The sequence below is a fragment of the Limnohabitans sp. genome (assembly GCF_046052825.1).
Classification (GTDB): domain Bacteria; phylum Pseudomonadota; class Gammaproteobacteria; order Burkholderiales; family Burkholderiaceae_C; genus Limnohabitans.
The window spans coordinates 13,148-25,790 of record NZ_JAVLFP010000027.1; the positions used below are offsets into that span (position 1 = coordinate 13,148).

Annotated in this window: 13 protein-coding genes; all 13 read right to left on the reverse strand. The window is 58.8% G+C overall.

All coding sequences use genetic code 11. From position 1 onward, the window contains the following. Nucleotides 1-16: 16 nt before the first annotated feature. The 13 genes from hflX to scpB all read right to left on the reverse strand — a co-directional run bounded on the left by hflX (nt 17) and on the right by scpB (nt 12,594). The gene (hflX, locus tag ACKWJN_RS03720) at nt 17-1,180 is read right to left on the reverse strand and encodes a GTPase HflX (protein ID WP_408594635.1); all 1,164 of its coding nucleotides are present in this window, start codon (nt 1,178-1,180) and stop codon (nt 17-19) included. 75 nt (nt 1,181-1,255) lie between these two features. Continuing rightward, entirely contained in the window at nt 1,256-1,522 is a 267-nt protein-coding gene (gene hfq / locus ACKWJN_RS03725) for an RNA chaperone Hfq (protein ID WP_100148075.1), read from the reverse strand. A gap of 81 nt (nt 1,523-1,603) precedes the next feature. Next, a complete protein-coding gene (gene der, locus ACKWJN_RS03730; protein ID WP_408594637.1) occupies nt 1,604-2,944 on the reverse strand; it encodes a ribosome biogenesis GTPase Der in 1,341 nt (446 codons plus the stop codon). A 24-nt stretch (nt 2,945-2,968) separates the two neighbouring features. After that, complete coding sequence (gene bamB / locus ACKWJN_RS03735; RefSeq protein ID WP_408594638.1) at nt 2,969-4,075, reverse strand: outer membrane protein assembly factor BamB; 1,107 nt, start codon at nt 4,073-4,075, stop codon at nt 2,969-2,971. A gap of 20 nt (nt 4,076-4,095) precedes the next feature. Next, nucleotides 4,096-4,767 carry a YfgM family protein gene (locus ACKWJN_RS03740; protein WP_408594640.1) on the reverse strand — a complete coding sequence of 224 codons (672 nt, stop codon included), beginning with the start codon at nt 4,765-4,767 and terminating at the stop codon, nt 4,096-4,098. Nucleotides 4,768-4,790: 23 nt separating this feature from the next. After that, complete coding sequence (hisS, locus tag ACKWJN_RS03745) at nt 4,791-6,071, reverse strand: histidine--tRNA ligase (RefSeq protein ID WP_408594693.1); 1,281 nt, start codon at nt 6,069-6,071, stop codon at nt 4,791-4,793. A 102-nt stretch (nt 6,072-6,173) separates the two neighbouring features. Further along, on the reverse strand, nt 6,174-7,427 hold the full coding sequence (gene ispG, locus ACKWJN_RS03750) for a flavodoxin-dependent (E)-4-hydroxy-3-methylbut-2-enyl-diphosphate synthase (RefSeq protein WP_408594642.1): 1,254 nt from the start codon (nt 7,425-7,427) through the stop codon (nt 6,174-6,176). Continuing rightward, nucleotides 7,417-8,082, reverse strand: coding sequence for a helix-turn-helix domain-containing protein (locus ACKWJN_RS03755; protein WP_408594644.1), 666 nt, complete (start codon nt 8,080-8,082; stop codon nt 7,417-7,419). Before ACKWJN_RS03755 ends, ispG begins: the two co-directional genes overlap by 11 nt. 6 nt (nt 8,083-8,088) lie before the next feature. Next, entirely contained in the window at nt 8,089-8,910 is an 822-nt protein-coding gene (gene pilW, locus ACKWJN_RS03760; RefSeq protein ID WP_408594646.1) for a type IV pilus biogenesis/stability protein PilW, read from the reverse strand. Next, the gene (gene rlmN, locus ACKWJN_RS03765; RefSeq protein WP_408594648.1) at nt 8,907-10,037 is read right to left on the reverse strand and encodes a 23S rRNA (adenine(2503)-C(2))-methyltransferase RlmN; all 1,131 of its coding nucleotides are present in this window, start codon (nt 10,035-10,037) and stop codon (nt 8,907-8,909) included. Before rlmN ends, pilW begins: the two co-directional genes overlap by 4 nt. A gap of 46 nt (nt 10,038-10,083) precedes the next feature. Further along, nucleotides 10,084-10,509, reverse strand: a complete 426-nt coding sequence (gene ndk / locus ACKWJN_RS03770) for a nucleoside-diphosphate kinase (RefSeq protein WP_408594650.1) — start codon at nt 10,507-10,509, stop codon at nt 10,084-10,086. 113 nt (nt 10,510-10,622) lie between these two features. Continuing rightward, nucleotides 10,623-11,870 (reverse strand): pseudouridine synthase, encoded by a 1,248-nt coding sequence (locus ACKWJN_RS03775; RefSeq protein ID WP_408594651.1) that lies wholly within the window; start codon nt 11,868-11,870, stop codon nt 10,623-10,625. Continuing rightward, nucleotides 11,860-12,594 carry an SMC-Scp complex subunit ScpB gene (gene scpB / locus ACKWJN_RS03780; protein ID WP_408594653.1) on the reverse strand — a complete coding sequence of 245 codons (735 nt, stop codon included), beginning with the start codon at nt 12,592-12,594 and terminating at the stop codon, nt 11,860-11,862. Before scpB ends, ACKWJN_RS03775 begins: the two co-directional genes overlap by 11 nt. Nucleotides 12,595-12,643: the final 49 nt, after the last annotated feature.

A 12,643-nucleotide genomic window follows, 5' to 3' on the forward strand; every position in this document is an offset into this window, starting at 1 on the left:
CTAATTGCCAATCGGTTCAATCCTGCAACTCTGTCGAGGGCTGATCATCGGTCAATGGCTGCACGGCCTGTTGGGCCAGGTATTCGCGCAGCGCCTGTATTCCTTCGCCAGTTCGAGCGCTGACAAAAAAACGGGGCACCGCCAAACCATCCACACTGTAATGGTCCTGCAACTGCAAAGGACGCTTGTCTTCACTGACCGCATCCAGTTTGTTGAAGACCAAAACTTGGGGCACTTCGGAGGCGCCAATTTCGGCCAACACCTTGTGCACTTCGTCCATTTGCTCAGGGAAATTGGCGTTGGAAGCATCCACCACGTGCATCAGCAAGGTGGCATCGGCGGCTTCTTGCAAGGTGGCCTGAAAAGCATCGATCAAACCGTGCGGCAAATCTCGGATAAAGCCCACGGTGTCTGACAAGGACACCGATCGTCCGCCGCCCTCCTTGTCGCCCAAATACAGTTGTCGGGTGGTGGTGTCGAGGGTGGCAAACAGTTGGTCCGCCGCGTAAGCCCGGGCTTTGACCAGTGCATTGAACAGGGTCGACTTGCCCGCGTTGGTATAACCCACCAAAGAGATGGTGAAAGCGTCCCGCCGCTGGCGTTGCCGACGCTGGGTGCTGCGCTGGCGTTTGACTTTTTCCAACCGTTCTCGGGTGCGTTTGATGGACTCGCTGATCATGCGACGGTCCAATTCGATTTGACTCTCACCTGGGCCGCCGCGCATGCCAATGCCGCCACTTTGTCGCTCCAAGTGCGACCAGCGTCGCACCAAGCGGGTACTCAGGTATTGCAGCTTGGCCAACTCAACTTGCAACTTGCCCTCGTGGCTGCGCGCACGCTGAGCAAAGATTTCCAGAATGAGCAAGGTGCGGTCATTCACCGCAATCCCCATGTGGCGCTCTAAGTTGCGTTGCTGTGCGGGGCTCAGCGACTGGTCAAACAAAATCTCGGTCGCGCCGTGCAACAAGGCCAAGGCTTTGATTTCATCGGCCTTGCCACTCCCGACAAACAAAGCGGCATCGGGCGCTTTGCGTTTGCAGGTGATGCGTGCCACGGGTTGCAAACCCGCGGTTTGGGCCAACAGACCCAATTCTTCGAGTTCGCCGTCAAAGTGAGGCAAACCAAAATCAACCCCAACCAAAATCGTGGGTGCGTCGGTGATGGATCTAGCGTCGGTCAATGGGTCAGTCTAAAGAAGAATCAGAAAAACAAAAAAAAAAGGGCTGTCGACAGCCCTTGGTCAGAGCAAGCAGGCTCAGACTTCTGGTGAGCTGCCAGTGCCGTCTGCGGCATTGAAGTTCACTGCGCGACCGGGCACGATGGTGGAAATCGCATGCTTGTAGACCATTTGAGTGACCGTGTTGCGCAAAAGGACCACGTATTGATCAAACGACTCGATTTGGCCTTGCAACTTGATGCCGTTGACCAAGTAGATCGAGACGGGCACATGTTCGCGGCGCAAGATGTTGAGGAAGGGGTCTTGCAACAGTTGGCCTTTGTTCTTTGAGTTGTCGGTGTTCATCGTCACGATATTCTCCGTGTTTCAGTGGTGGTGATAGAAACCTCACCTTACCACACGGGCCCGTCGATTTCCTTCAAGCGATCAATCGTCCTTGTCCTTGTAGGGGTTCGAGGAGGTTCGCATCTGGATGCGCAAGGGCGTCCCTTCCAGGGAAAAAGCCTTGCGAAAGCGCCCTTCCAAGAAACGTTTGTAAGCCTCGGTGACATGTTCGAGTGAGTTGCCATGAATCACGATGACCGGAGGGTTCATACCGCCTTGGTGGGCATAGCGCATTTTGGGTCTGAACATGCCCGCACGCTGCGGGCTTTGGAACTGCACGGCTTCCAACAACAAACGCGTCAGCACCGGCGTAGACATCTTGCACATCGCGGCCTTGTGGGCTTGCGCAATCGCCCCCCACAGAGGACCCAAACCTTGGCGCTTTTTGGCCGAGATGAAATGCAAGGCGGCAAACTTCAGAAATGGCAACCGGGTTTCGATCGAGCGTTGCAGCATTTCCCGCTGGTAGGCGTCCACAGCGTCCCACTTGTTCACCCCCAACACCACGGCGCGGCCACTCTCCAAGATATAGCCTGCAATGTGGGCATCTTGGTCGGTCACGCCTTGGGTGGCGTCCAGCAGCAGCAACACCACATGGGCTGATTCAATGGCTTGCAGGGTTTTGACCACAGAAAACTTCTCAATGGCCTCAAACACCTTGCCTTTGCGACGCAAGCCAGCCGTGTCAATCAGTTCAAATTTTTGCCCATCGCGTTCAAACGGCACGCTGATGGCGTCACGTGTGGTCCCAGGCAAGTCAAACGCCACCAATCGCTCTTCACCCAACCAGGTGTTGATCAGGGTCGATTTGCCCACGTTGGGACGTCCGGCCACGGCCAGTTTGATGGTGCCGTCATCGACCCCATCTGCATCGTCTTGGTCTTCAGGCAAATTCAAGGGCGCCAAAGCCAGCTCGACCAGGGAGCGAATGCCCTGGCCGTGGGCGGCCGAGACGGGCAACACCTCACCCAGACCCAACTCATAAAACTCGACCAATTGCATGCCCTCTTGCATGCCTTCGGCTTTGTTGGCCACCAACAAGCAAGGTTTGCCCAAACGACGCAGGTAATTGGCGATGTCGTGGTCTTGGGCAGAAATACCACCACGGGCATCCACCACAAACACCACCACATCGGCTTCTGCCACCGCTTGCTGGGTTTGACGGGCCATTTCTTTGTAAATGCCGTCTGAGGCATCTGGTTCAAAGCCTCCGGTGTCGATGACAATGAATTCGAGCTTGCCAAATTTGGCGTTGCCGTAATGACGATCGCGGGTTAAGCCGGCATAGTCGGCCACGATCGCATCACGCGACTTGGTCAAGCGGTTGAACAACGTGGACTTGCCAACGTTGGGGCGGCCCACCAGGGCCAAAACGGGTTTCAAAACATATTCCTTAACGACCCGTGATCACGGGATTTGCAGGCCCAGCACGCGACCTTCGCGCGTGACCAACACATGGTGTGAGCCGGCGGCCACCACAGGAGCCGCCAACTCACTGCCATCGAGTTTGATGCGATTGAGCAAAGCCCCGTCGGCCAAGGACAGCAGATACAGCCAGCCGCCGTTGTCGGCCACCAACACACCACGTGGTGTGACCAAAGGCGCGCTCAACGCGCGGTATTTCAAACGCTCGGTCTCCCACAAGCGCTCGCCATTGCTGCGGTTCCAGGCCTGCACCACACCATTGGACAAAGCCGAAATCAACAAGGTGTCGTTGCCACTCACGCCACGCTCACCGTTAGCAGCACGCGTCCACACGCTTTGGCCTCGCTCCGCGTTGACACAACCAATTTGAGACTGAAATGCGCGCGCGCACACCACATCCCCCACACGGTCGGCAGGGCTGACCAAATCCACCAAACGCTCCATGTCGTTCGTGCCACGTGGCGTGGCAATGGCAGACTCCCATCGGATGGCGCCCGTGTTGGGGTCAAGACCTGTCAAGCGGCCTGACATCCCAGCGACCAAGGTGTTTTTGAAGGGCAGCAAAACGCCCGCTTGCTTGAGCACCAAGGGCTCACCGGGGCGTTGCTGGGTCCAGAGCTTGGCGCCATTGGCGCCGTCAAAGGCCAGCACCGATCGATCGGCCGTCAGCACAAAAACCCGCCCACCGGCAATCAGGGGCGCAGTGAACGATTGTGCTGAGATGGTCTGGCGCCATTGCACCAAACCGTCTTTGAGCACCACCAATTGGTTGTCGCGCGTGACCACGGCCACTTGCTGGCCATCGCTGCCAACACCCGCAGCCAAAGTTTGGTTCAAATTGAGGCGCCAAATGTCTTTGCCGGTTGTGGCAGAAAGCACAGTGACAACGCCCTGGCTGTTGGCCAGCGCCACTCGGTCAGCATGCACCGCGACCACCAATGGAAAATCCACGGCGCCAATTTGCGCCGTCCAACGGGTGGTGACCTCTTGCAGCACAGGAACCACCGACACGTCCTCAGGTTTGGGGCGCGATGGCCCAGAGCACGCCAGCAGTCCGGCGCACAGGCCCAACACAAGGAGCTTAGACATCACAGACCTGAGGAGGGTGTTCACTTGGAGGTTTCCTTTGCGGCAGATTCTTCAGGGTCAGCCCCGAGCGCCGCCAACTTGACCGCCACCAAACGGCGGTACTCGGCATTGGCGTCAAAGCCTTTCCAAGCTTGTTGGTAATGGGCAATGGCGTCGGCCGTTTTTTTCTCGATCATGTCGATGTCACCCAAACGGTCGGCCACCAAGGGCGCAAAAGCAGCAGGCACTTTCGCCGCCAGTTGTTGTCGCGCAGCATCAAAGGCTTTGTCTTCGATCTGTAAGGCAGACAAACGCAATCTTGCCAAGGCTTGGTAACCGGCATCGTCAGAGTGGTCGATGACCCAAGTGAGTTGCTTGCGCGCATCCGCAGGTCGTGCTTTTTCTTGGTAGATGCGGGCTGCCAACAAAGCGGCCTGTTGGGCATAGCTGGTTCCCGCAAACTTATCTTCGATGTCGGCCACCGAGCGGTCCAGCAAGGCCATGTCGGCGCTGAGTGCGGCGCGCTCCACCGTGTCATACAGGGCCGACGACTGGGCCGCTTGTTTCGCAGACCACGACTGCCAACCCATCCAGGCCGCGTAACTGCCTAAGACGGCAATGCTCGCCCAGGTGATCCAATCGCCCCAGCGCTTCCAAAAGTGCTTGAGTTCATCGATTTGTTCTTGTTCTTCAAGGTCGAGATGGGATGCCATGGTGGTCAGAGCTTGCTAAAAATTTAAACAGATTGTAGGGGCGTGCTTGAAGCGGCGAGGCGCTGTGTCAAGGCTTGCGGCACTTGGCTCAACGGGACACACACTTGCGCACCTTCGCCGTCACGCAATGACTTGAGGGTCACCTCGGCGCGCGCCAATTCGTCTCCACCAAAAATCAGGGCAAACCGTGCGCCACTGGCATCGGCCTTTTTGAACTGCGACTTCATGCTGCCCATGCCCTCCCCTGTGCCCGCATGCATTTGGGCTGACAACCCATGGGTGCGCAAGGACTTCAAAGTGGCAAACACCAAGGGCAAGGCCGAAGCATCGGGCACGATGGCGTAAACGTCAGGCCCCTCGGGGTCAGGCAAGGTGCCTTGTTCTTTCAGCAACTCCAGAACGCGCTCAACGCCCAAAGCCCAACCCACGGCAGGAGCGGGCTTGCCACCCACCTGTTCCATCAAATAGTCATAGCGTCCGCCGCCGCAAATCGTGCCTTGCGAACCCAAACGGTCGGTCACAAACTCAAACACGGTGAGGTTGTAGTAGTCCATGCCCCGCACCAAGCGTGGGTTGATGCGGTAGCTGACGCCGCTGGCGTCCAAAATGGCACGCACCGCGTTGAAGTGGGCCAGCGACGCTTCACCCAAAAAGTCAATCAACTTCGGGGCAGCTTCGACCACGTTTTGCATGGCTGGATTTTTGGTGTCCAAGATGCGCAGCGGGTTGCTGTGCAAGCGGCGTTTGGCTTCTTCGTCTAGCACGTCTTGGTGCTGCTCCAAATGGGCGATCAAAGCAGCGCGATGGGCGGCGCGTTCCGACGGCTGGCCCAAGCTGTTGAGTTCCAGGCGCACGTCCTGCAAGCCCAGCTCTTGCCACAAGGTGGCAGCCAACACTATCAGTTCAGCATCGACCTCGGCCCCCGGAAAACCCAAGGCTTCTGCGCCGATCTGGTGGAACTGGCGATAGCGGCCTCGTTGCGGGCGTTCGTGGCGAAACATCGGCCCCATGTAGTAAAGGCGTTTGCCGCCGTCGTAGAGCATGTTGTGTTCCACCACCGCGCGCACCACACCGGCCGTGGCTTCGGGGCGCAAGGTGAGCTGCTCGCCGTTGAGACGGTCTTCAAAGGAGTACATCTCCTTTTCCACAATGTCGGTGACCTCGCCCAAGCCACGCACAAACAAGGCCGTGGGCTCCACGATCGGGGTGCGCAGGTTGCGGTAGGCATGCCGGGCCATCAAGCCACGCACTTTGTCTTCCAGCCACTCCCAGTGGGCAGAGGCTGGCGGCAGCAAATCGTTCATGCCTTTGACGGCGGTCAAGGCCTGAGGTTTGGCAGGCTTGGCAACGGGGGATTGGGGTTTGTCGTTCTCAGAAGTCACAGCGTTTCCATGGCGCTTTGGCGTTCAACCAAAGCGTTTTTCGATATAGGTTTCAACAATGTGGTGGAACTCGCGGGCAATGTTGTCGCCACGCAAGGTCATGGCCTTTTCACCATCAATGAACACGGGGGCTGCGGGGGCCTCACCACTGCCTGGCAAGCTGATGCCAATGTCAGCATGCTTGCTCTCTCCGGGTCCGTTGACGATGCAGCCCATCACCGCCACCTTGAGGTTTTCCACCCCAGGGTACTGGCTGCGCCACACCGGCATTTGGGCGCGCAAGAAGTCGTCGATCTCTTTGGCCAACTCTTGGAAGGTGGTGCTGGTGGTGCGGCCACAGCCCGGACAAGCGGTCACGCTCGGCACAAAGGCACGCAGCCCCAAGGCTTGCAAAATTTCAGAGGCAATCACCACCTCTTGGGTGCGCGCTTCACCGGGCTGCGGTGTGAGCGACACGCGGATGGTGTCGCCAATGCCTTCTTGCAGCAAGATCGACAAAGCGGTTGCGCTGGCCACAGTGCCGCGCGTGCCCATGCCAGCTTCGGTGAGCCCCAGGTGCAGCGGGTAATTGCAACGCTGGGCCAGCTCGCGGTACACCGCGATCAGGTCTTGCACCCCACTGACTTTGCAACTGAGCAAAATTTGCTCGGGCGCCATGCCCATCGATTCGGCCAACTTGGCGGAGTCGATGGCCGAGGTGATGAGGGCTTCGTACATCACCTGCTTGGCATCAAAGGGCTGCGCACGCTGGGCATTGGTGTCCATCAGCTGCGCCAACAACTCTTGGTCCAAGCTGCCCCAGTTCACACCAATGCGCACCGCTTTGTTGTAGCGCATGGCCGCTTCGATCATTTGGCCAAACTGTTTGTCGTGTTTGTCACCTTTGCCCACGTTGCCGGGGTTGATGCGGTATTTGGACAGCGCTTGGGCGCAGTCGGGGTAATCGGTCAACAGACGGTGGCCGTTGTAGTGGAAGTCGCCAATCAGTGGCACCTGGATGCCCATGCGGTCGAGCTGTTCGCGCACATGGGGCACGGCTTGCGCCGCCTCGGGCGTGTTGACCGTCAGTCTCACCATCTCCGAACCCGCCAAGGCCAGTTCTTTGACTTGAATGGCCGTGCCGATCACATCTACCGTGTCGGTGTTGGTCATCGACTGCACACGCACAGGCGCGTCGCCGCCCACCGTCACCACATGGTCACCCCAGGCCACACGCGCTTGCAGACTGCGCCGCGCTTTGGGTTGGGAGAAAGAAATGGCTTGCGAATCAACGTCCATTGTTGGCTCCAGAGGCTGAGGATGCGGGAGGCGCGATTGCGCTCGACTGAACTGGGGTGATCACCATCTGTTGGGTGCTGACCTCTGCGGGAGGCACACTCTCCAACACGGGAGGAAGCACGACCGCAGGAACAGGCACCTCCACGGCGGCTTCCGAGGCGGCTTCTTGCTTGGGCGAAGCTGTCCACAGTGGCACATCCGGCCACACCGCCAACAAGACGGCCAAACCCAACACCACCCATGCAGCGCTGCGCATGGGAGTGAAAAAGCCTTGGATAACTAAAAAGCTGGACTGCGGCAAAAAGGACGGGCGATGCAGCGGGCTGTCAATGCCGCGTTCATCTTTCACAGCCAAACGGGACACATCTTGCCCGGGCAACAAAGCCAGCACTGGGGTGGCATCGGTCTTGAGATGGCGGCACACTGCCAAGGCCAAAGCGCGCGCGAACACCGCATCGGGCAACAAGTCCAAGCGGTCATCTTCAAGCGCTTGAAGTTTGGCTTCGGGCACGCGCAAGGTGGAGGCCAAGACATCCAGCTTGACACCCAATTTTTCTCGGTAACCGCGCAGCACAGTGCCTGCGCTAGAGGACATCACGGCTTCGTTGGGCGCGATGGGGGTTTCTTCAACAGAAATCGGTGTCTCTTGGGTCATTGATCTTCAAAATTTTTGCCGGGTCAAAGCTTGGGCTTCGTCCGAATGGGGAAAACGCTGCGCCAACAGCAAAGACAAGGCTTGCTGTTCTTGAGCTTGTGCCAAAGCACGCGCGAGTTGAATGCCCAGCCACAAACTGGCGGCGGTGGCTTGAGGGCTGGCATTGAGGGGTGTCAAGGTGGCTTGCGCCTGCGCTGGGTTGGCATTTTGCCAATCCAAGAGCGAGAGTTGGTAACGCGTGATGGGGTTGCCGGGCTCCAACTGAAGAGAGGTTTGCCAACTCACGCGTGCCTGACTCACCCGGCCCGCACGCTGCTGGCACAGGCCTTGAACCATCCAGGTTTTGGCTTGTTGGCGGTAAAGCGGCTGCGACAAAGCCAGGTTGAATTGGGCTTGCGCTTCATCGAAGCGGTCTTGCTGGCACAAAAACCAAGCATGGTTGTGCTGAACAGCGGCTAACTCGGCAGGTCGGCCACCCACCGATGCCAAACGCAGCGCTTGCACAAAACTTTGTTCGGCCAATGGCGTGGCATTGCCGCGTTGGTGGATCAAGCCAAGCAAGCTATAGGCTTCGGCGAATTGGGGATCGATTTGCAAAGCCGCCCTCACCTCTTGCTGGGCCACCTCGTTCTGGCCTTGTTCAAAATAGGCCGTGGCCAAGCTCAAACGCCGCATGGCGCGCTCACGCAAAGCATCGGGCTCAGGGGTGGTCAAAGCGTCAAGGCGGCTGGCGTCTGAAGAGGCGCAGCCCCACAACACGCCCAAGCACAGGGCCAGGCAAGCCCAGACCCAACCCACACGTGGCAAGCGCCCGCGCAAAGGGCTCATGACGCCACCTGCGTGAGCGCAATCACGCGCTGTTTGGCCATGCGTGCGTCCACCTGTGTGCGGTCTTTCACGTCGCCGGCCAATTGACCACAGGCGGCATCGATGTCATCGCCCCGGGTTTTACGCACGGTGGTGACGATGCCTGCAGCGCTGAGTTGCTCGGCAAAGGCTTTGACCGTGGCCGCACTTGAGCGCGTCAGGCCTGATGCCGGAAATGGGTTGAAGGGAATCAGGTTGAACTTGCACGGCACCGGCTCGCCCGCACCACGCTTAGGTTTGACTAAAGCAATGAGGGCCTGTGCGTGCTCGGGTTGGTCATTGACCCCATCGAGCATGCAGTATTCAAAGGTGATGAAGTCGCGCGGCGCATGGGCCAAGTAACGGCGACAGGCCTCCATCAATTCATCCAAAGGGTACTTGCGATTCAGAGGGACCAGATTGTCACGCAGAGCATCGGTGGGTGCGTGCAAAGAGACCGCCAGCGCCACCGCACAGTCGTCGCCCAAGCGGTCGATCATGGGCACCACGCCCGAGGTCGACACCGTGACACGACGGCGCGACAAGCCATAGCCATGGTCGTCGAGCATGGTGCGCAGGGCTGGCACCAACGCATGGTAATTTTGCAGCGGCTCGCCCATGCCCATCATCACCACGTTGGAGATCACGCGATCGGACGTGTTGAATTTTTTCCGCAAAAAGTGCTCTGCAAACCAGAGCTGAGCGATGATCTCGCCCGAAGTTAAATTGCGGCTGAATCCTTGGTGTCCGGTCGAACAAAACCGACACCCCACCGCACAGCCGGCTTGGGATGAGACACACAAAGTGCCCCGGTCGTCTTCCGGAATGAACACCGTCTCGACGGCGTTGCCATCCCCCACATCGAACAACCACTTGATGGTGCCATCCGTGGAGTCATGCTGCGAAATTGGTTTGAGGGCCTCAACGTGGGCACAGGTTTTGAGCTTCTCCCGCAAAGACTTGGCCAAATCGCTCATCTGGTCAAAGTCTTGGGCGCCCTTTTGGTGGATCCAGCGAAACAGCTGGGTGGCGCGGAAACGCTTCTCGCCCAAACGCTCACAAAAAACGGCCAAACCGTCAAGATCAAAATCAAGCAGGTTGGCCGTCATGGTGTGCAGTGAAGCAACGGCTCAGAGCCGCCACCTCGTTTGCCTCTTAGTGACCGTAAACGTTCATGCCGGCAAAGAAGAAACCGATTTCAACGGCAGCGGTTTCAGCTGCGTCGGAACCGTGGACCGCATTGGCGTCGATGCTGTCTGCAAAGTCAGCACGGATGGTGCCGGCAGCGGCTTTCTTGGGATCGGTCGCGCCCATCAGGTCACGGTTTTTCAAAATCGCGTTTTCACCTTGCAAGACTTGGATCATGACGGGGCCGGAGACCATGAAGTCGACCAAGTCTTTGAAGAAAGGACGCTCTTTGTGAACCGCGTAAAAAGCTTCAGCTTCGCCACGCGACAGATGGGCCATGCGAGCGGCGATCACTTTCAAACCAGCGGCCTCAAAACGGGCGTAGATCTGGCCAATCACGTTTTTGGCCACGGCGTCAGGCTTGATGATGGAGAGGGTGCGTTCGATCGTCATTTTCTATTTTCCTAAGGAGTCGTTTTAAAAACTTTGGTTCGCCAACTGCGAAGCCGCTTATTTTAACCGTTCTGAGTCACCCACACGGGCCGGTCAGAGGTCTGGGCCCAGGGTCAGCGTGGGCCACGTCCGCCACGCTTAGGCAGCGCGGGCGCACGCCCTCCCGTCACCGGCTTGCCACCGCGCACCAGACCCGCTTTGAAAGCGCGTTGCCCGTCTTTTTTGCGCTGACGTTCCATGTCAAAACTGTCGGCACCGATGTAGCCGACCGAGGTTTGCATCGGATCCGGTTGGGCTTCCCGCACCGGCATGGGAGGCGTTTTGCCGCCCCGTTTGCGCTCGGTGCGCACCAAGCGCTCGGGGCCTGTGTTGCGCTCTTCGGGGGCACGCGGGTAAGAAGGACGGGGGCCCACACTGTTGCCGCGACGGCGGCTGCTGGCTCGCTCGGTGCGGTGGTTGTGGGCTGGGCCGCTCTCTAGGGGAGCCTGCGCACCCGCAGCCTCCATCAGGGCGCGGATGTCACGCTCGCCCAACTCGACAAAAGCGCCGCGTTTCAAGCCACGTGGCAGCACCATGGCGCCATAACGAATGCGGATCAACCGGCTGACCGCATGGCCCGCCGCTTCAAACATGCGGCGCACCTCGCGGTTACGGCCTTCGGAGATGGTGACTCGGTACCAACAATTGGAGCCTTCGCCACCGCCCTCTTCGATCGAGCCAAACTGGGCCGGACCATCGTCGAGTTGAATGCCATCCACCAATTGCTGCTTTTGCTCCATGCTGAGCTTGCCCAAAGAGCGCACCGCGTATTCGCGCTGCAAACCAAAGCGTGGGTGCATCAGCTGGTTGGCCAACTCGCCAGAGCTGGTGAACAAGAGCAAGCCTTCGGTGTTCAAGTCCAAGCGCCCCACCGACTGCCATTTGCCTTGGTACAGGCGCGGCAAACGGCGAAACACGGTGGGTCGGTTTTGCGGGTCATCGTTGGTCACCACTTCACCGGCTGGCTTGTGGTACGCGATCACACGTGGTGGCGGGGGTGCAATGCGCACTTTGAGCTGCTTGCCGTTGACCTTGATTTGGTCGCCGAACTGCACCCGCTGACCGACGTGGGCGGGCACGTTGTTGACCGCCACATGGCCTTGGGCGATCAGTTTTTCCATCTCGATGCGCGATCCCAGACCCGACTGCGCCAACACCTTGTGCAGCTTGGGCGACTCGGGTTGCGGCAACAACACGCGTTTGCTCAGGCCCCCGTCTTCGCGGGTGGCTTCGACGTCAAACTCGCCTGACACGACGTCGGCGAACTCGATCACCGGCTCGTGGGGCAAGGTGGCCCCGTCGTCGTGGTTTTCAGGATGCATGGGGTTCTTCTTCGCCATCTACGGCAGGATTGATCGGTGGACTGGGTTCAGCGGCAGGGTGCTCAAGCGTCTGGGCCGCGTCATCGGGCGATGAGGGCTGGGCCTCGGCCACGACCGGCTGGTTTTGTGCGTTCACAGCATCTTCCAGTGCCATGCGCATTTGCGACTCGGGTTCTTCGTCACTCAGCCGTGCGAAGGCGTTGGCCTGTGCTTGCGCCGTGTCGTAGATGGGCAGTTGATCCAAAGAGGCCAAGCCTAAATCGTCCAAAAACTGGCGCGTGGTGGCATACAACGATGGGCGTCCCACGGTTTCGCGGTGGCCAATCACTTCCACCCAGCCGCGGTCTTCGAGCTGTTTGAGCACCAAGGAGTTGATGGTCACACCGCGAATGTCTTCCATGTCCCCGCGTGTGACCGGCTGGCGGTAGGCGATGATGGCCAGGGTTTCCATGGCGGCACGGCTGTATTTGGGCGGCTTTTCAGGGTTCAAGCGGTCCAAGTATTCGCGCATCTGTGGGCGACTTTGGAAACGCCATCCGGTGGCCACTTCGACCAATTCCACACCGCGCTGCGCCCAGTCTTGTTGCAAGTCTTCGAGCAGGGTTTTGATGGTGTCGGCGCCCAAAGCATCTTGGAACAACACGCGCAGCTCACGCACAGGCAGGGGTTGGTGCGAACAAATCAATGCGGTCTCTAGGACACGCTTGGCATCGACGGTATTCATCGTCTGCAATATTCCGGGGCAAGATTGATAAGGGGCCCCGAAAATCTAT

Coding starts and splice junctions, on each gene's coding strand:
- ispG (WP_408594642.1), bottom strand. CDS start 7,427: ATGGACGTTGATTCGCAAGCCATTTCTTTCTCCCAACCCAAAGCGCGG.
- hfq (WP_100148075.1), bottom strand. CDS start 1,522: ATGAACACCGACAACTCAAAGAACAAAGGCCAACTGTTGCAAGACCCC.
- pilW (WP_408594646.1), bottom strand. CDS start 8,910: ATGAGCCCTTTGCGCGGGCGCTTGCCACGTGTGGGTTGGGTCTGGGCT.
- ACKWJN_RS03755 (WP_408594644.1), bottom strand. CDS start 8,082: ATGACCCAAGAGACACCGATTTCTGTTGAAGAAACCCCCATCGCGCCC.
- ACKWJN_RS03775 (WP_408594651.1), bottom strand. CDS start 11,870: ATGCATCCTGAAAACCACGACGACGGGGCCACCTTGCCCCACGAGCCG.
- hisS (WP_408594693.1), bottom strand. CDS start 6,071: ATGAACGATTTGCTGCCGCCAGCCTCTGCCCACTGGGAGTGGCTGGAA.
- ndk (WP_408594650.1), bottom strand. CDS start 10,509: ATGACGATCGAACGCACCCTCTCCATCATCAAGCCTGACGCCGTGGCC.
- bamB (WP_408594638.1), bottom strand. CDS start 4,075: ATGTCTAAGCTCCTTGTGTTGGGCCTGTGCGCCGGACTGCTGGCGTGC.
- ACKWJN_RS03740 (WP_408594640.1), bottom strand. CDS start 4,767: ATGGCATCCCATCTCGACCTTGAAGAACAAGAACAAATCGATGAACTC.
- rlmN (WP_408594648.1), bottom strand. CDS start 10,037: ATGACGGCCAACCTGCTTGATTTTGATCTTGACGGTTTGGCCGTTTTT.
- scpB (WP_408594653.1), bottom strand. CDS start 12,594: ATGAATACCGTCGATGCCAAGCGTGTCCTAGAGACCGCATTGATTTGT.